A 17864-nucleotide genomic window follows, 5' to 3' on the forward strand; every position below is an offset into this window, starting at 1 on the left:
CAACGTAAAGACAGCTCCCCATGCCCGATCTCCTTCTCGAACTCCGCTCCGAGGAAATTCCCGCCCGTATGCAGCGCAAGGCTGCCGGCGACCTGAAGAAGCTGGTGACCGATGCCCTGGTCGAAGCGGGCCTTTCCTATGAGGGGGCCAGGGAATATTGGACGCCGCGGCGCCTGACGCTCGACATTCGCGGCCTGACGGCGCGTTCGGCCGATGTACGCGAGGAACGCAAGGGTCCTCGCACCGATGCCAACGAGAAGGCAATCGAGGGCTTCCTGCGTGGCGCCGGCCTTTCCTCAATTTCCGAGGCGCAGGTGAGCAGCGATCCGAAAAAGGGCGATTTCTACGTTGCGATCATTTCCAAGCCCGGCCGTGCGGCAGAGGAAATCGTCGCGGGCGTGATGCCCGACATTATAAAAAACTTTCCCTGGCCGAAATCCATGCGCTGGGGCAAGGCATCGGCAAGGCCCGGCTCGCTGCGCTGGGTGCGTCCGCTGCAGTCCATCGTCTGCACCTTCGGCACCGAGCATGAAGAAACCGTCGTCATCCCCTTCGAGATCGATGGCATCGTCGCCTCGAACGTCACCTACGGCCATCGTTTCCATGCGCCCGAGGCGATCACGGTCAAGCGCTTCGAGGATTATGCCACGAGCCTGGAAAAGGCCTACGTCGTCCTCGATGCCGAGCGCCGCAAGGACATCATCCTGCATGACGCCCGCGATGTCGCTTTTGCCAACGGCCTCGAACTGGTCGAAGACGAAGGCCTGCTGGAGGAAGTATCCGGCCTAGTCGAGTGGCCGCAGGTGCTGATGGGCTCCTTCGAGGAGGACTATCTCTCGATCCCCTCTGAAATCATCCGTCTGACCATCAAGACCAACCAGAAGTGTTTCGTCACCCGCCCGCAGGTGGGCGAAACCCTGTCCAACCGTTTCATTCTCATCTCCAACATCCAGGCGACGGATGGCGGCAAGGAAATCATCCACGGCAACGGCAAGGTCGTACGCGCCCGCCTGTCCGACGCGCTGCATTTCTGGAAGCGCGACCAGGGCGATCTGCCCGATCTCGAAACGCTGGAAGCCTCGGCCGAAAAGTTCGGCCTCGATCTGAAGAAGCCGCTCGATCAGCGCATGGCGAAGCTCGACGCGCTGAACGTCACCTTTCATGCCAAGCTCGGCAGCCAGGGCGAACGCGTTGCCCGCATCCGTGCGCTGGCCGCCGACCTCGCCAGGATCACCGGCGCCGATGCCGCTTTGGTAGATCGTGCCGTCGTGCTCGCCAAGGCTGACCTGCGCACCGAAGCCGTCGGCGAATTCCCCGAGCTTCAGGGCCTCATGGGCCGCAAATATGCGGTGCTACAGGGCGAGAACGCCTCCGTCGCTGCTGCGATAGAAGATCACTACAAGCCGCAAGGCCCATCCGACCGGGTGCCCGAAGATAAGGTTGCGATCACGGTCGCGCTTGCCGACAAGCTCGATACGCTTGTCGGCTTCTGGGCGATCGACGAGAAGCCCACGGGCTCGAAGGATCCTTACGCGCTGCGCCGTGCCGCCCTCGGCGTCGTCCGTATTCTGCTGGAGCGGGGCGTGCGCCTGCCGCTGCTGGCAACGACCAAGGATGCCGATCTGCTGGCCTTCTTCCACGATCGCCTCAAGGTTTACCTGCGCGATCTCGGTGCCCGCCACGACCTGATCGACGCGGTGCTTACGCCGGAGACCGACGATCTGCTGATGATCGCCCGCCGCGTCGAGGCGCTGACCGCCTTCATCACCTCCGAGGACGGCAAGAACCTGCTCGCCGGCACCAAGCGCGCCACGCAGCTTCTGGCCGCCGAAGAGAAGAAGGGCACGGTCGTCGCCGACAGCATTTCCGAAGCGCTGCTGAAGCTCGACGCCGAAAAGGATCTCTTTGCCGCCGTCAAGGCCGCCTCCGGCGAGGCATCCGATGCGATCGCCAAGGAAGATTTCCGCTCCGCCATGGCAGCCCTTTCCAAGCTGCGCGCGCCCGTTGACCGCTTCTTCGAAGACGTCCTTGTCAATGACGAAGACGCGGCTATCCGCGCCAATCGCCTGGCGCTCCTGCGCCTGATCCGCGAGGCAACCGGCACCGTCGCCGACTTCTCGAAGATCGCGGGGTAACCAAGAGATGACAGCCGAGCAATGGTTTATGCCTTTGTTTGGAATGTCGTTTTTTGGCTTGTGGCTACTCATGGCAGCGCTTTTTGTCATTTTGGCACCGCGAGCGCATCGCGATCCGAGAATGCAAGGTGTGCCGCGCGAATTTTGGCGTGGTATTCGCAGCTATTCGGACTACGCCAAGCGTTTGGAAGAGAGCAGGGCGACGGGAGAGGAAGCGCTTAGAGATATTCGCAGGCACTATTTCGCGACGCGCGTCGGAGGAATACACTGCATTTTTCTGGCAATTTTCTTTGGTCTAACGGTAATTTTCGGCCTTTGTGAATTCGTCGCTCATGGCAAGCAAAATCACGTTGCAAAGACGGGGGATTCTGCTGTTGTACAGAGCTCCGCGAACTGATCAGTCCGCGTATTCTACCCATAGGCTTTTATCGTTGGGCCTTCGATAAAATGAACAAGATCCTCGTCAGCGCCTGCCTCATGGGCCATGCCGTCCGCTATGATGGCAATTCCAAGCCGCTCGTCCATCCAGCGATCGATCGCTGGCGCGAGGAGGGGCGGCTGGTGACGATCTGTCCGGAAATGTCCGCGGGCATGGCTGTGCCGAGGCCGCCAGCCGAAATTGAGGGCGGAGCCACCGGCGAGGACGTGCTTGCCGGCATCGCGCGGGTGATAGAGCGCGCTGGCGGCGACGTCACGGCGGAATTTCTCCAGGCTGCGGAAAATGCGCTGGCGCTCGCAGAGGAAACCGGCTGTCGTTATGCCTTGCTGATCGATGGCAGCCCATCCTGCGGCTCGGGCTTTATCTATGACGGCTCATTCTCCGGCGCCCGGCACACCGGCCATGGCGTCACGGCGGCGCTGTTGCAGCAGGCCGGCATCGAGGTCTACTCGGATCGCGAGATCGACAGGCTGGTCGAGCGGCTGAAAACCGCAGACTGAAGCAGCCAATCGCAGCTTAAACAAAAACCGCCGGACCTGAGCCCGGCGGTTTCTCATTTGTGACTTATCCCGCTCAGGCAGCGCGGCGGTGGTCCATAACCGCGCGGCCCTCGTTGACGCGGAAGCCGCGGATCAGCGCGAGAAGATCTTCCGTGTCGGCGGCGAGCGTCTCGGCCGATGCGGTGGTCTCTTCGGCCATGGCGGCGTTCTGCTGCGTGGCGGCGTCGAGCTGGTTCATCGAAGACGAGATCGAGCGCAGCGTCGTATCCTGTTCGGAGGCGCTGTGGGCGATCTTCGAGACGATTTCGTTGGCAGCCTTGATCTGGTCGGAGATGCGCTTCAGCGCTTCGCCAGCCTCGCCGACGAGGCGGACGCCCTGGTCGACCTGGCCGGAGGAGCGGGCGATCTGGTCCTTGATCTCCTTGGCGGCGGCCGCCGAGCGCTGGGCGAGCTCGCGCACTTCCTGCGCAACGACTGCGAAGCCCTTGCCGGATTCGCCGGCACGGGCGGCCTCGACGCCCGCATTGAGCGCCAGCAGGTTGGTCTGGAACGCGATCTCGTCGATGACCCCGATGATCTTGCCGATTTCCGCGGAAGACTTCTCGATGCCGCTCATCGCTTCGATTGCCTGGGCCACAACCGCATCGCTGCGCGATGCTTCGGCGCTGACGGCATGAACGCGCTTGCTGGCTTCACCGGCGCCTTCCGCGGTCTGGCGAACGGCGACGGTGAGCTCGTCGAGCGCCGCCGAGGTCTCTTCCAGGCTGGCGGCCTGACGCTCGGTGCGCTGCGACAGTTCGTTGGAGGCGCGGCGAATCTCTTCCTTGCTGAGGCCGATGTCGTTGCCCTTGGCGTTGACGCGGCCCATGGCGGCTTCGAGATGCGACAGGGCTTCGTTGAAATTGTTGCGAAGGCCGGAATAGCTGGCGCCGAGGTCGCCGCAACGTACGGTGAGGTCGCCGCGAGCGAGCTCTTCGAGCGCCCGGCCGATGGCGGAGACGACGCGCGCCTGTTCGCGCGCTTCGTCCTGCTGCTGGCGCAGGTTCTGTTCGCGCTCGCTGCTGATTTCGAGTTCCTGCGCCGCCTGACGGTCTGCCAGCATGTGTCGTTCGCGGACCTTTTCCTGCAGCGCCTGCGTCGCCTTGGCCATCAGGCCGATTTCGTTGCGCATTTCCGCATGCGGGATGGTCATCTTCACGTCCTCGTCGGCCACGGCCTTGAGGGCGGCGTGGACGTCGGCGAGCGGCCGCGTGATGCCGCGGATGAAGTAGAGGGCCGCAGCGATGCCGATGACGAAGACAAGGCCGCAGACCAGCAGCGCGTGCCACATCGTCGTGTTGATCTGCTCCTGCAGGTCGTCCATGTAGACGCCGCAGCCGAGCACGATCTGCCAGGGCTCGAAGGCGGCCGAATAGCTGCCCTTCAGGAAAGCGTCGCTGTCGGGATGGCCGGGCTTGCTCCAGTAATAGATGGTGCGGCCGCCGCCCTTGATGCCCTTTTCCACCATTTCCTTGCTGAAATAGGTGCCGTTCTTGTCGACCTGCGAGGACATGTCCTTGCCGATATTGACCGGGCTCGGGTGAATGCGCTGCACGACGTTGTAATCGAAGCCGAAAATATAGCCTGCTGGCGCGAAGCTGACATGCGAAAGGATCTTGAATGCCTCGGCCTGGGCGGCCTCATGCGTCATTTCACCGGATTTTTCGCGCTGATAATACTGGTCCAGAATGGAGATGCCGGATTCGACCTGCGTGCGCAGCATGTCGAAACGGTCGTCGTAAATGGAATCGGCTTGCGACCGGATCTGGAAATAGGTGGCCACGGCGAAGGCGGCCATCAGGACGCCGAGCAGGGCAAATAGTTGATGCGCAATCTTGAGATTCTTCATGATGCCTCCCACAGGTAAATGAATACCGGTGCGGTATCCTACCGCCTGTGCGATCGCCTGAGAGATTCTCAATACGCTTGCCGCTGCTCGATTGACATGCTGCTGCCCGGTGGGGGTAAAATCACTATTTATGTCTAAAAAAGCTTTAATTGCAGGGGTTTGGTTGTATCTCGCAAGGATTGAAACCGGAGATATGGCGCATCGGTGTGAATAATACTCTCTCAAGCCTATGGAAAGCTTGAGGGCTTCTGGAAATTCATGAAATCTAATTTAGATGTGTTTTATCTAGATTGAAAGCACGGCGCTCAGCCATGCTCTTCGCACGACGGGCGAAAGACTGTCTCGATGTGGAAAAGACGCGGCGCTATTGGCGGAGCTGGAAACCGGAAATGTCGAGCGGCGCGGGCTCGCGTGCGGCGGAGAGGTTCGACAAGGCTGCGGTCTTTGCCGCAACGTCTATGCCATCGGTTGGCTCGCCGGCGGCCGACAGGGCTTCCGGCGTCGGCTTGCTGACGAACATGACGGGGGAGCCGCCCATCCAGGCTTCAGTCCGCACGACCTTCTTTTCACCGTCGATGCTGCGCACGACGATGGATTGCGTGCCCGGCGTCAAAGTCGGCACCGTATATTCCTTTTCCGCCAGCTTGGGCTTGAGAGGCGGGCAGTTGGTGCATGACTTGTCGACGATGCTCCCCTTGCCGCCGATCATCGTGCCATCGACGGGCTGGATCGACGAGGCCATGGCAGAGCCGCCGGCCAGTACGCATGCCAAGGTCAGGAAGAAGGAACGCATAACAAACAACTCCGTCTATGGTGACGAAGACATTAGCGGGCCTTTGTTTCCATCCCGTCAGGAGATTAGGTAAAAATTTAATGGACTTGCGATTGCAGATCCGCAGCGGTGTTTACTTCTCGCGCTCGATCGCGCGCCAGCCGATGTCGTTGCGATAGAAGCCGTTTTCCCACTTTACCTTGCCGGCAAGGGCATAGGCGCGCTCTTTTGCTTCCCGCACCGTCTTGCCTGTCGCGGTGACGTTCAGCACGCGGCCGCCGGTCGCGACCAGCGCGCCGTCCTTCAGGCCTGTGCCGGCATGAAACACCTTGGCGCCTTCGCCGTCCGCCGGCAATGCGGAGATCGGTGTGTTCTTGGCATAGGAGCCGGGATAGCCTTTCGAGGCCATGACGACGGTCAGCGCCGGGTCGTCGCTCCATTCGGCCGTCACCTGGTCCAGCGTGCCGTTGGCGCAGGCGTAAAGCAGCGGCAACAGATCGCTCTTCAGCCGCATCATCAGCACCTGGCATTCGGGATCGCCGAAACGGACATTGTATTCGATGAGTTCTGGACCCTTGGCGGTGATCATCAGCCCGGCGAAGAAGACGCCGGAGAAGGGATGGCCGCTTTCGGCCATGCCGCGCATCGTCGGCTCGATGATCTCCCTCATGGTGCGCTCGACCATTTCCTGTGTCATGACCGGAGCGGGGGAATAGGCGCCCATGCCACCGGTATTCGGGCCGGTATCGCCGTCGCCGACGCGCTTGTGGTCCTGTGCGGTGGCGAGTGCCAGCGCATGCTTGCCGTCACAAAGGCAGAAGAAGCTTGCCTCCTCGCCGTCGAGATAAGCCTCGATCACCACTTCCGCGCCGGCCTCGCCGAATGCGCCCTCGAAGCAGTCGTCGATCGCCGCCAGCGCTTCGTCGACTGTCATCGCAACGGTGACGCCCTTGCCGGCCGCAAGGCCATCCGCCTTCACGACGATCGGTGCGCCCTGAGCGCGGACATAGGCTTTCGCCTTCGGGGCATTGTTGAAGCGCTGATAGGCGCCGGTCGGAATATCGTAGCGGGCGCAGATGTCCTTGGTGAAGCCCTTGGACCCTTCGAGCTGGGCGGCCGCTGCCGAAGGGCCGAAGACGGCGATGCCGGCGGCGCGCAGCGTGTCGGCAATCCCGGCAACCAGCGGCGCTTCCGGGCCGACCACGACGAAGTCGATGGCCCTTTCCCTGCAGAAGGCGACGACGGCATCATGGTTGTCGATGTCGAGCGTAACCAGCGTCGCATGCCCGGCAATGCCGGGATTGCCCGGCGCCGCAAAGAGTTCCGTCAGCTCAGGCGATTGTGCCAGTTTCCAGGCCAGCGCATGCTCGCGTCCGCCCGATCCGATCAACAGAACTCTCATGGCTTGCCCTTTCGTTGCATCTTTGCGCGGTTAAGGGGGCTTGAGCCAAAGGTCAAGCGGCAAATCCTGTGGAGGCAGGGCCTCCAACATTGCCATGCCTTTTTATGTCGCTAAAGCGGAAGCGGCTTCGGACGTCATGCCATCTCCCCGCCCGGATTGGCGTGTTCCGTGCCGAAAACGCTTCTTATGTCCCCTGGATCATGCTTATGGTCCCCTCACGATTACCAGTTTAGAGAGACACATGGCCGCCGATATCCGTTCCCTTGCCGCAACCATCGCCGCCGAGATCAACTCCCGCCCGGATCAGGCCAAGGCCGCCATCGAGCTTTTGGACGAGGGCGCGACGGTGCCCTTCATCGCCCGCTACCGCAAGGAAGTCACCGGTGGCCTCGACGATACGCAGCTTCGCACGCTGGCGGAACGCCTTGTCTATCTGCGCGAGCTGGAAGCGCGCCGCGCGGCGATCATCGAATCCATCTCCGGCCAGGGCAAGATGACCGACGAGCTGATGGCCAAGGTCGCAACGGTTGCCACCAAGTCGGAGCTGGAAGACCTGTATCTGCCCTACAAGCCCAAGCGCCGCACCCGCGCCGAGATCGCCCGGGAGCGCGGCCTCGCTCCGCTGGCCGATACCATCCTCGCCGATCGCTCCAGGGAGCCTTCCGCTCTCGCCGAAGGTTTCATTACTGCCGATGTGCCGGACGTGAAGACGGCGCTGGAAGGCGCGCGCGACATCATCGCCGAAGGCATTGCCGAAAACGCCGATCTGCTCGGCAAGCTGCGCGGCTACATGAAGACGAACGCCACGCTGAAGGCCGCCGTCGTGGACGGCAAGCAGGAGGCAGGAGCCAAGTTCTCGGATTATTTCGCTCATCAGGAGCGCTGGGCGACGGCTCCGGGCCATCGTGCGCTCGCCATGCTGCGCGGCTGGAACGAAGAGGTGCTGACGCTGAACATCGAGGTCGATACCGATGCCGTCTCGCCCAACAAGCCGGTCGAGCGGATGATCGCTGTGGCCTACGACATCGGCGCGAGCCGCCCGGGCGACCGCTGGCTGACGGAGGTCGTGAGCTGGACATGGCGCGTAAAGCTCTCAATGTCGCTGTCGCTCGACCTGATGCGCGAATTGCGGGAGAGGGCGGAAGAAGAAGCGATCCATGTCTTCGCCCGCAATCTGAAGGACCTGCTGCTGGCAGCGCCCGCCGGGTCGCGCGCCACCATGGGCCTCGATCCGGGCATCCGCACCGGCGTCAAGGTTGCTGTCGTCGATGGCACCGGCAAGCTCCTGGAAACGACGACGGTCTATCCCTTCCCGCCCAGGAACGACGTGCGCGGCACGCAGGCGACCCTGGCGGCACTGGTCCGCAAGCACAAGGTCGAGCTGATCTCCATCGGCAACGGCACGGGCAGCCGCGAAACCGAGAAGCTGGTGGCCGACATGCTGGCCGAGCTGCCGGCACCGAAGCCGACGAAGGTGATCGTCTCGGAAGCAGGCGCCTCCGTCTATTCCGCCTCGGAAACGGCGGCACTGGAATTCCCCGGTCTCGACGTCTCGTTGCGCGGTGCCGTCTCCATCGCCCGCCGCCTGCAGGACCCGCTGGCCGAGCTGGTGAAGATCGAGCCGAAGTCGATCGGCGTCGGCCAGTATCAGCACGATGTCGACCAGCAGAAGCTCTCCCGCTCGCTGGATGCCGTGGTCGAGGATGCGGTGAATGCTGTCGGCGTCGATCTCAACACCGCCTCCGCGCCGCTGCTTGCCCGGGTCTCCGGCCTTGGCCCGTCGATTGCCGACGCGATCGTCAAGCATCGCGATGGTGAAGGCCCGTTCGAGACGCGGCGCGACCTGCTCAAGGTCGCCCGCCTCGGCCAGCGCACTTTCGAGCAATGCGCCGGCTTCCTGCGCATTCCCAACGGCAAGGAGCCGCTCGACGCTTCCTCCGTGCACCCCGAAGCCTATGGCGTCGCCAAGAAGATCGTCGCCGCCTGCGGTCGCGACCTGCGTGCGCTGATGGGCGATACGGCTGCGCTGAAGGCCGTCGATCCCCGGCAGTTCATCGACGACAAGTTCGGCCTGCCGACCGTGCGCGACATCATCTCCGAACTGGAAAAGCCGGGTCGCGATCCGCGCCCCAGCTTCAAGACGGCTACCTTTGCGGAAGGCGTCAACGAGATCGGCGATCTCAAGCCCGGGATGCTGCTGGAAGGCACCGTGACCAATGTCGCCGCCTTTGGCGCCTTCGTCGACATAGGCGTCCATCAGGACGGTTTGGTGCATGTCTCGCAACTTGCGGACCGCTTCGTCAAGGATCCGCACGAGGTTGTGAAGGCTGGCGACGTCGTCAAGGTCAAGGTCGTGGAAGTGGATGTGAAGCGCAAGCGAATCGCCCTCTCGATGCGCAAAGATGGCAGCACTGTGGCGGCCGCATCCGGGCGCGAGTCGCGCGAGCAGGGTGGTGCGCGCAACGCTGGCGTTAAGGGAAATGCCCCTCCGAAGGCCGAGCAGCGGGGTAGCTTTGGTGCTGCTCTGGCCGATGCACTTAAACGAAAATAAGGACTTAGCGGAACTTTATGCAAGAATGTCACACTCTGGCAGAGTTGTTGCCAGAGTGCCAATGACTGAGGAAAGGTGAGCTTGCCACAAGGTTCTGAGGCGCTAAAGTCTGCCTTAATGTCATGTCATAACATTCGGGGCGTCCATGGCGTCGACACTTTTTCCTCTCGTCAAGAAAATCATTCGTAAAGGTTCACTCAAGCTTACGCTCGCATCCGGCGAGACCCATGTGGTCGGCGACGGAACCGGCGAGACGGTGGCTGTCCGCTTTGCCGATCAGCAGGCGGAAGATGCCGTCGCGCGCGATCCGACGCTGAAGCTCGGTGAAATGTACATGGAGGGTCGCTTCATCCTGGAGCAGGGGGATATCTACGAATTCCTCTCGCTGGTGAAGCAGAACACCACCAATGAGATTTTCGATTTCCGCATGGCGGCGCTGCTGATCGGCCGCATCGCCTGGCAGCAGATCAAGAGCCGCTCGCCGATCAACCGCAACAAATACAATGTTGCGCACCACTACGACCTATCGGCGAAGCTCTTCGATCTCTTCCTCGATGAGGACTGGCAGTATTCCTGCGCCTACTTCAACCCGCCCGGCATCAGCCTGTACGATGCGCAGGTGGCCAAGAAGCGCCATATCGCCGCAAAGCTGCTGGTCGAGCCCGGGCAGAGAGTGCTGGAAATCGGCTCCGGCTGGGGTGGGATGGCCATGTATCTCGCCGAAGCCTATCCCGGCCTCGACGTCACCGGCATCACTCTCAGCGAAGAACAGCTCAAGGTGTCGCGGGAGCGGGCGGCCAAGCGCGGCTTGTCCGATCGCGTCCGCTTCGAGCTGCAGGACTATCGCTACATGACCGGCAGGAAGTTCGACCGCATCGTCTCCGTCGGCATGTTCGAACATGTCGGCATCGGCGATTATGGCAAGTTCTTCCGCAAGGTTTCGGAGTTGCTTGACGACAGCGGCGTCATGCTGCTGCACTCCATCGCGCGTCCGAAGCCGAGCTTCGCCACCAACGCCTTCATCGAGAAGTATATTTTCCCGGGTGGCTACATTCCCTCGATCGGCGAGACCACGCCGCCGCTGGAAAAGGCCGGCTTGCTCACCAGGGACGTCGAAACCCTGCCGATGCATTACGCCTACACGCTGCGGCATTGGCGCAATCGTTTCGTGGCGCGAAAGGCCGATGCCGTCGCGCTCTACGACGAGAAGTTCTTCCGCATGTGGGAATTCTATCTGGCCGGCTCCGAAATGGGCTTCCGCTGGGACGAACTGTTCATCATGCAGCTCCAGATCACCAAGAACCAGTTCGCCGTGCCTGATAATCGCAACTACATCGCCGAGCGCGAAGCGAAGCTGAAGGAGTTCGAGGCAGGGCGCGCGCCTTTGGAGAAGGTGACGTTCTAAGAGCGATTCCGGAAAATGTGCGCAGCGGTTTTCCGTTTGGAATTGTGTGAAAACGAAAGAACAGAGCGCTTCGAAGACAAGCGGAAGCGCTCTATGCAAAGGGGCTGAGACCCCGAGTGGATTGCAGCGCCGGCAGCATGGCAACATGCGCCGGCGTTTCTCCTTCGCGGCTCAAACAGCTGGCGCGCTATCTCGACCTATTTGACGACGCGAATCTTCATCGTGTGCTCGGCCACGCCGTTTGCCGCATTCAATCCCGTCATCCGCAGGGTGAATTGATCATTGCCGGTAAAGCCGGCATCGGGAGTATAGTAGACGACGGTGCCTTGCGCCGGCTTGCCGTTGCACATGTGCATGGGCTCGTCGTTCGGGAAGTGTGCCTTGACCGTGCCATGCGTGATTTCCACTTTGCCGTGGCTGCTCGGCTTGACGACCGCGGTATAGGGATAGGACGAGAATGTGCAGTCGGGTTTCAGGAACGAAACCGATATCACCTCGGTTCGCTTGCCTGCGCGGATGCTTCCTTTCGTCTCCGTCTGCCTGGCCCCGCCGATCGGGGCGCTGACGCAGCCGGAAAGCGCCATGCCGGCGCCAAGGAGCAGACCTAAGGATATCAGGGACATGGTCTTCATTCGGTTCTCTTTTTCGAGATGGGGGCTACGAAAATGGTGGGTGAAAATCGATCCGCACCATTACCTGTGATTGAGTAACCCAACCGGCTATGAAATCACCGCGACAGATCGGCGCATCTCCGGCGACGTCTGGCAGCACAACCTGAATTTGGCGTTCTTACCGGATTCTGTGCCCTTTGGTTAAGGGAGCGGTAACGTGATCCGCATAATTTGAGCCAACTCTAGGGTCGCGTGTATGACCCTTTGTATTGCGTATCATGGAGTTGCATTGTGGTTGCAAAGTCGCGTCTTTTCGCCATCTTCGGCCTTTCCGTCGCCTATGCCGGCGTTGCCCATGCAGGGGACGGCCAGCATTTCTGGTCGGGTGACTGGTACTTAAGCGTCGGAGCGGCCGGTTTCTCCGCGCCGAAATTCGAAGGTGGCAAGCACAACAAGCTGCAATGGTCGCCCCTGGTATCCATCGGCCGGCAGGGCCCCGGCCCGCGCTTTTCCTCGCGCAACGACAATCCGTCCTTCGCCCTGATCGAGAGTGATGCCTTCCGCATCGGCATCGTCGGCAAGTTCGTGCCGAGCCGGGACAGCAGCGACGGCCGCGAGCTGAAGGGCCTGAAGAAGGTCAAGTGGGGTGCGGAAGCCGGCGGTTTTGCCGAAGCCTATCCGACGGACTGGCTGCGCGCCCGCGTCGAGCTGCGCCAGGGCATCCGCGCCCATAGCGGCATCGTCGCGGATGCAGCGGTCGATGCCTTTACCGATATCACGCCGGAACTGCGCCTGTCGGGCGGCCCGCGCATGACCATGGCCAGCAACGATTATTTCAACACCTATTATGGCGTCAACGCGCGCGAATCGGCGGCTTCCGGCCTCAGCCGCTACAATCCGGGCGGCGGCATCAAATCCGTCGGCGTCGGCGGCGCCCTGACCTGGAAGGCCTCGGAGAACTGGACCACCAGCACCTTTCTGGAATACACGCGGCTCACCGGTCCCGCCGCCGACAGCAGCCTTGTGCGCGAGCGTGGCGACCGCAACCAGCTCCTGATCGGCGTTTCCGCCAGCTACAAGTTCAATTTCACGACGAACTGAGAAACGAGCGGGGAATCGAGAAATGAGCAGGGCTTCTGCCCTGCCGCTTGACCTTCGGCGCCGGATGTCACTACTACTCGCCTATGCAAAAGACAGGCGACATCAATGGGCGCGTCGTCGACGCGCCGTCCGGCAACTGGGTTTATCGCGTCCTGCCCCCGACGTTGTGGCCTTATGCTCAACTCGCGCGCTGGGACAGGCCGATCGGCTGGCAGCTCCTGATGTGGCCATGCTTCTGGTCGGTCGCGCTTGCGGCCAATGCCTCCGTTGCCATGGGTTACGGCTCGCCGGGTTTCGTGGTGATCTACCATCTCGTCCTTTACTTCGTCGGCGCGGTCGCCATGCGCGGCGCCGGCTGCACCTATAACGATCTGGTCGATCACGAGATCGATATGTCCGTGGCGCGCACGCGCTCGCGCCCGCTGCCCTCCGGCCGCGTGACGCGCAAGCAGGCCAAAACCTTCATCGCGCTGCAGGCGCTGGTCGGGCTTCTGGTGCTGCTGCAATTCAACTGGTTTGCCGTCGTCCTCGGCGTCCTGTCGCTGGCCATCGTCGCGCTCTATCCCTTTGCGAAGCGCTTTACCGACTGGCCGCAATTCTTCCTCGGGCTGGCCTTTTCCTGGGGCGCCCTGATGGGCTGGGCAGGGCTCTTCGGCAACCTGTCGCTTGCCCCGATCGTGCTCTATATCGCCTCCATCCTCTGGACGATCGGCTACGATACGATCTACGCGCATCAGGACAAGGAAGACGACGAGCTGATCGGCGTGCGCTCGACCGCCCGTCTTTTCGGCGATCAGACGCGCCTCTGGCTGATCGGGCTTTACGGGGCGGCGCTGCTTTTGATGCTGGTGTCGTTTGCGCTCGCCGGAACGAGCTGGCTCGCCTATATCGGCCTGATCGTCGCCGGCGGCATGTTCGCCTACCAGATCGCCGTGCTCGACATCAACGATGGCGAGCAGTGCCTTGCGCTGTTCAAATCGAACAATCGGGTCGGGCTGATCATCTTTGCCGGCCTCTTCCTGTCGTTCCTGTTCCTCGTTCCCTAAGGGAGGGGACGGCCGTCTGCGGTTCTCAAGGAGACGTCATGGCCTGTGACATCCGTCCGGCTTCGGAAACGGACGCCGACGCGATCAGCGACGTGATTATTTCAGCGCTCCGTCAAACCAATTCGAGCGACTATCCTGCGCATATCATCGATCGCGTTGTCGAAAATTTCTGTCCCGCGGCGGTACGCGAGCTGCTGGGCAGACGCATCGTTTTCGTGGCGGTCGATGGCGGACGCATCGTCGGCACGGCCAGCCTCGACGGCGCCGTCGTGCGTACGGTGTTCGTCGCTCCCACGGCACAAGGGCGCGGCATCGGCGCCGGCCTCATGGCGGCAGTCGAGCGGGCGGCTGCGGCCGGTGGCATCGCCGCCTTAACCGTGCCGTCGTCCATCACGGCGCGGGGCTTCTATGAAAAGCTCGGCTTCGACGAGCTCGGAGACAGATTCCACGGCGACGAACGAACGATCATCATGCGGCGTTCGCTGAAAACATGAAACATCGGCCGCAGGATTGCATCTCCCGCGGCCGATCGTTCAGGGTAGCCGCTTGCGAGCCGACTCGGCTCAGCGCCTTGCGATGATTTCGCGGCCCGCGATCTTCATCTTGACGCCCAGCTTGCCGGTGGAGCGGCGCACGAGGAAGCGCGGGCGGCGGTCGGCGAAGTAGGAGTGGCGGCGGCGCGGCTGGCTGTCCTGCGAGCGGACGCCGCCGAGATGCTCTTCGAGCGGACGGGCGACGCCGTCTGCCTCGATCATCAGCATGGGGATGCGGAAGGCTTCCGACCAGGAGCGCCAGTCGGCGGCGATGTCGCTGAGGTCGTGAGCGACGAGAAGGGGAATGCAGAGATCCGGATCGGAGTGATGCAGCTCCAGAGTGACGGTCACTTCGCCGTCGCCATGGTCGATGGCGCGGGCGGCGACGCCCTGGAAGGCTCGTTTCGGCAAGGCGACGGACAGCGGCAGGCCGCTGGACGGCAGGATCTTGCGCAGCACGGCGCCGCGCTCGTCGATCGTAATGGTGACATCACCCGCGGCACCCCGCATGGCGTAGCTGACCTGTTGCGGGAAGCGCGCCGGATCGAGCCGCAGTGTGGTTCCAGCCCAATCGGGCTTCAGGACGGTATTAGTCATCGATTTCTCTACCCTTGCTTTACCTGAGAGCCGGTTGTTCCGGTCTTCTCTCGGAGAACTTCTGTCCTCTCGTTGTCAGGCAGATTAGGCGGCGTCCCTTCCAGACAGCTTAAAAATCGAGGTTAAGAAAACTTTGCGTCCTCAAATGGTTAGCAAAATCGAATGTGTCAGGGTTTCCATAAGATGAACACACGGCAGGGCGGTGTGCCAATAGGATGCACGCAAAAGGCGAGCGCATGTAAGTCTCGGGTAAGGTTTGTATGAAATAATGAAAGCCAGATTCGCCTCCTTTATTAGAGATCTATTGGGATTCTGCTGATGATTTCCACCTATCTTGGTTATACCGTCGCAACCAGAGATATGGCGACCTCGCTCAACCAGGTGGCGTCACAGGCGCAAAGCAAGCGTTTGATCGACTATTACAACGCCAATATAGGCAAAGTAACCAATGTCGATGACTTCCTGAATGACTATCAGCTATACAGTTATGCCATGGAAGCCTACGGGCTTTCGGACATGACCTACGCCAAGGCCTTTATGAAACAGGTCTTGACCAGCGACCTCAGCGACTCCAGCAGTTTTGCCAATAAGCTCACGGATTCGCGCTACAAGGAGTTCGCCGCGGCGTTCAATTTCGGAACGGGCACGACCAGTACGGCACAAACAAGCGCGCAGGAAGACGATCTCATCGGGCTCTATCAGCAATCCTTTACAAATGAGGAGACGGCTGCCGCGACCGAGACGAGCTATTACAGCCAGAATATCAGCTCCGTGAAGACGGTCGACGATCTCCTCGGCAACACGCGCCTGCGTAATTATGTGCTGCAGGCCTATGGCATCGATCCGACCTACGTGTCGAATTCGGCCCTGAAGCAGATGCTGACGAGCGATCCGAACAACCCCGACAGCTACGTCAATCAGAATGGCAGCGCCGCCGACAAGGCCATGGTGGCGGAGTTCAATTTCAATGCCGACGGCACGGCCAAGACGTCGACGCCGGACAGCGATACCGCCTATTACGAGGCCAATATCGGCAAGATCACCTCGGTCGGTCAGCTCACATCCAATCCGCAGCTGTTCCAGTACGTCAAGACGGCGTTCAATATTCCGTCCTACATCACCGCAAGCCAGTTCAACGCTTCCGCCATGGATGCCGGCACGGCGAGTTCGAACGGGCTGACGGCCGTGATGGCGCAATTCAATTTCCAGAGCGACGGCACGGTCGCCTCGGGCTCGCAGGCACAGACCTCGGACCAGATGAGCGCGACCACGGCGGCCTATGCGGCGAACTATCCCGGAGGGCCGCAGACCCTCGGCCAGCAGGCAGATGTGATGAGCGCCTACAACTCCACCGTTCCCTCGTTCACCACGAGCGTCGGCGCGACGGACAATGATCTCTACTACAAGAACCACATCGGCTCCATCACGTCGGTCGACCAGCTGACGTCGGACTCGCGCCTGTTCGATTATATCAAGACGGCCTATGGCATCGACCCGACGACACCTGCCGTCGTCTTCAAGAACGCCTTCGCCGATTCAACGACCGCCGCCATTTTCGGCCTGACGAACGTCGTTTCGCAATTCAACTTCCAGTCGGACGGCACTCTGGCCTCCGGCCAGACGGCACAATCCGACGATGAGATCGCCGCGGCCTCCACGAGCTACATGAGCAATTACCAGTCGTCGCAGTCGACGCTGACCACCGATGCCGTCAACAACTACAAGAATCGCCTCGCCGACGTGAAGACCATCAAGGATTTCTTCACCAGCAACACGGCCGATAGCGACAGCAGCAACGACAGCATGCCGGAGCTCTACCAGATGGCGCTGCGCGCCTATGGCATCGGCACGAACGAGGTCACGAAAACTCAGCTCACCAAGATCCTCGAAAGCGATCCCTACGATCCGAAGAGCTATGTCAGCTCGCTCAAGGACTCCCGCTTCACCGAACTTGCCAAAGCGTTCAATTTCGACAGCGACGGCAATCTCAAGGCCCCGGTCCAGTCCCTGTCGCAGACGCAGATCAACAGCTATATCTCGCAATATTCCAGCCGCAGCGCCGTCGGGCTGACGGGCGCCGAGCTGACCAAGGCGACCAGCGACGCCAAGGATGCCGGCACCTACTTTGCGACCAATATCGTCAACGTAACCAGCGTTACGGATCTGCTGGCCGATAGCAAGCTGACGAACTTCATCCTGACGGCCAACGGCATCGATCCGAAAAGCGTCGATACCGCGACGTTGAAGAAGGCCTTCGCATCGGACCCCTCCGATTCGAAGAGCTTCATCAACACGACAGACGGCGCCAAGTTCAAGAGCATTGTCGAAGCGTTCAATTTCGATACCGACGGAAACCTGACAGACACCAAGCTCGGCACGGCGCAAAACCAGGGCGCGCTTTCAGCGACCAACGATCTCTATCTGCATCAGACGCTGGAGGATCAGGAGGGAGACACCAACCCCGGCGTGCGGTTGGCGCTCTATTTCCAGCGCAAGGCGCCCGATATCAACTCGATCTACGATATCATGGGCGATTCGGCGCTCTACGAGGTGATCACCACCACCTATAGCCTGCCGAGCTCGATCTCCAATATGGATGTCGATACGCAGGCAAAGATGCTGGGCAATTTCGTCAATGTGAGCGACCTGCAGGACCCGGACAAGGTCAACAAGCTGCTGCAGCGATTCTCGGCGATGTACGATATGGAGAACAACACGACCTCCTCGACATCGCCCGCGCTTTCGATTCTCACCGGCTCTTCTTCCAGCGTCGGCATCAGTGCGGACACGCTGCTTTCCATCGCCCAGCTGTCGTCGTCGAAGTAGCGGACTCTACAAAAAATCTAACCTGTCCTCCTGCCGGCCTCCGCATGGCGGATATGCC

General features: G+C 61.2%; 14 protein-coding genes. 9 read left to right on the top strand and 5 right to left on the bottom strand.

Annotated elements, in window-relative coordinates:
* The first annotated feature begins 20 nt into the window (after positions 1–20).
* From glyS to ACJJVH_RS01995, 3 genes are read left to right on the top strand one after another with little or no spacing between them, the layout of a single operon-like run.
* Positions 21–2135 (top strand): glycine--tRNA ligase subunit beta, encoded by a 2115-nt coding sequence (glyS, locus tag ACJJVH_RS01985; RefSeq protein WP_412064621.1) that lies wholly within the window; start codon positions 21–23, stop codon positions 2133–2135.
* 7 nt (positions 2136–2142) lie between these two features.
* Entirely contained in the window at positions 2143–2532 is a 390-nt protein-coding gene (locus ACJJVH_RS01990) for a hypothetical protein (protein ID WP_412064622.1), read from the top strand.
* Between the two features lie 50 nt (positions 2533–2582).
* On the top strand, positions 2583–3074 hold the full coding sequence (locus tag ACJJVH_RS01995; protein WP_412064623.1) for a DUF523 domain-containing protein: 492 nt from the start codon (positions 2583–2585) through the stop codon (positions 3072–3074).
* 73 nt (positions 3075–3147) lie between these two features.
* Here ACJJVH_RS01995 and ACJJVH_RS02000 read toward each other — a convergent pair whose 3' ends face one another.
* The 3 genes from ACJJVH_RS02000 to purD all read right to left on the bottom strand — a co-directional run bounded on the left by ACJJVH_RS02000 (position 3148) and on the right by purD (position 7136).
* Entirely contained in the window at positions 3148–4962 is a 1815-nt protein-coding gene (locus ACJJVH_RS02000; protein ID WP_412064624.1) for a methyl-accepting chemotaxis protein, read from the bottom strand.
* Between the two features lie 364 nt (positions 4963–5326).
* Positions 5327–5755 (bottom strand): plant virulence effector HPE1-like domain-containing protein, encoded by a 429-nt coding sequence (locus ACJJVH_RS02005; RefSeq protein WP_112804146.1) that lies wholly within the window; start codon positions 5753–5755, stop codon positions 5327–5329.
* Positions 5756–5867: 112 nt separating this feature from the next.
* Positions 5868–7136 (bottom strand): phosphoribosylamine--glycine ligase, encoded by a 1269-nt coding sequence (gene purD / locus ACJJVH_RS02010; protein ID WP_412064625.1) that lies wholly within the window; start codon positions 7134–7136, stop codon positions 5868–5870.
* Positions 7137–7377: 241 nt separating this feature from the next.
* Between purD and ACJJVH_RS02015 the strand changes: the two genes are divergently transcribed.
* Both ACJJVH_RS02015 and ACJJVH_RS02020 read left to right on the top strand, forming a co-directional pair.
* Positions 7378–9687, top strand: coding sequence for a Tex-like N-terminal domain-containing protein (locus ACJJVH_RS02015; protein ID WP_412064626.1), 2310 nt, complete (start codon positions 7378–7380; stop codon positions 9685–9687).
* Between the two features lie 145 nt (positions 9688–9832).
* Positions 9833–11092: a class I SAM-dependent methyltransferase gene (locus tag ACJJVH_RS02020; protein ID WP_412064627.1), complete on the top strand. Its 1260-nt coding sequence runs from the start codon at positions 9833–9835 to the stop codon at positions 11090–11092.
* Positions 11093–11289: 197 nt separating this feature from the next.
* Here the strand turns inward: ACJJVH_RS02020 and ACJJVH_RS02025 are convergent, their stop codons facing one another.
* A complete protein-coding gene (locus tag ACJJVH_RS02025; protein WP_113406103.1) occupies positions 11290–11724 on the bottom strand; it encodes a hypothetical protein in 435 nt (144 codons plus the stop codon).
* Positions 11725–12021: 297 nt separating this feature from the next.
* Here ACJJVH_RS02025 and ACJJVH_RS02030 point away from each other — a divergent pair, with 297 nt between their 5' ends.
* From ACJJVH_RS02030 to ACJJVH_RS02040, 3 genes are all read left to right on the top strand, one after another.
* Entirely contained in the window at positions 12022–12804 is a 783-nt protein-coding gene (locus ACJJVH_RS02030) for a MipA/OmpV family protein (protein ID WP_412065208.1), read from the top strand.
* Between the two features lie 83 nt (positions 12805–12887).
* On the top strand, positions 12888–13850 hold the full coding sequence (gene ubiA / locus ACJJVH_RS02035; RefSeq protein WP_113436878.1) for a 4-hydroxybenzoate octaprenyltransferase: 963 nt from the start codon (positions 12888–12890) through the stop codon (positions 13848–13850).
* A gap of 38 nt (positions 13851–13888) precedes the next feature.
* Positions 13889–14344 (top strand): GNAT family N-acetyltransferase, encoded by a 456-nt coding sequence (locus tag ACJJVH_RS02040; RefSeq protein ID WP_113370412.1) that lies wholly within the window; start codon positions 13889–13891, stop codon positions 14342–14344.
* A 69-nt stretch (positions 14345–14413) separates the two neighbouring features.
* Here ACJJVH_RS02040 and ACJJVH_RS02045 read toward each other — a convergent pair whose 3' ends face one another.
* Positions 14414–14980 (bottom strand): DUF6101 family protein, encoded by a 567-nt coding sequence (locus tag ACJJVH_RS02045; RefSeq protein WP_112804154.1) that lies wholly within the window; start codon positions 14978–14980, stop codon positions 14414–14416.
* A 318-nt stretch (positions 14981–15298) separates the two neighbouring features.
* On the opposite strand from ACJJVH_RS02045, the gene ACJJVH_RS02050 reads away from it, so the two are divergent.
* Positions 15299–17806, top strand: coding sequence for a DUF1217 domain-containing protein (locus ACJJVH_RS02050; RefSeq protein WP_412064628.1), 2508 nt, complete (start codon positions 15299–15301; stop codon positions 17804–17806).
* Positions 17807–17864 lie beyond the last annotated feature (58 nt).

The sequence above is a fragment of the Rhizobium sp. SYY.PMSO genome, assembly GCF_046840415.1.
Classification (GTDB): Bacteria; Pseudomonadota; Alphaproteobacteria; order Rhizobiales; family Rhizobiaceae; genus Rhizobium.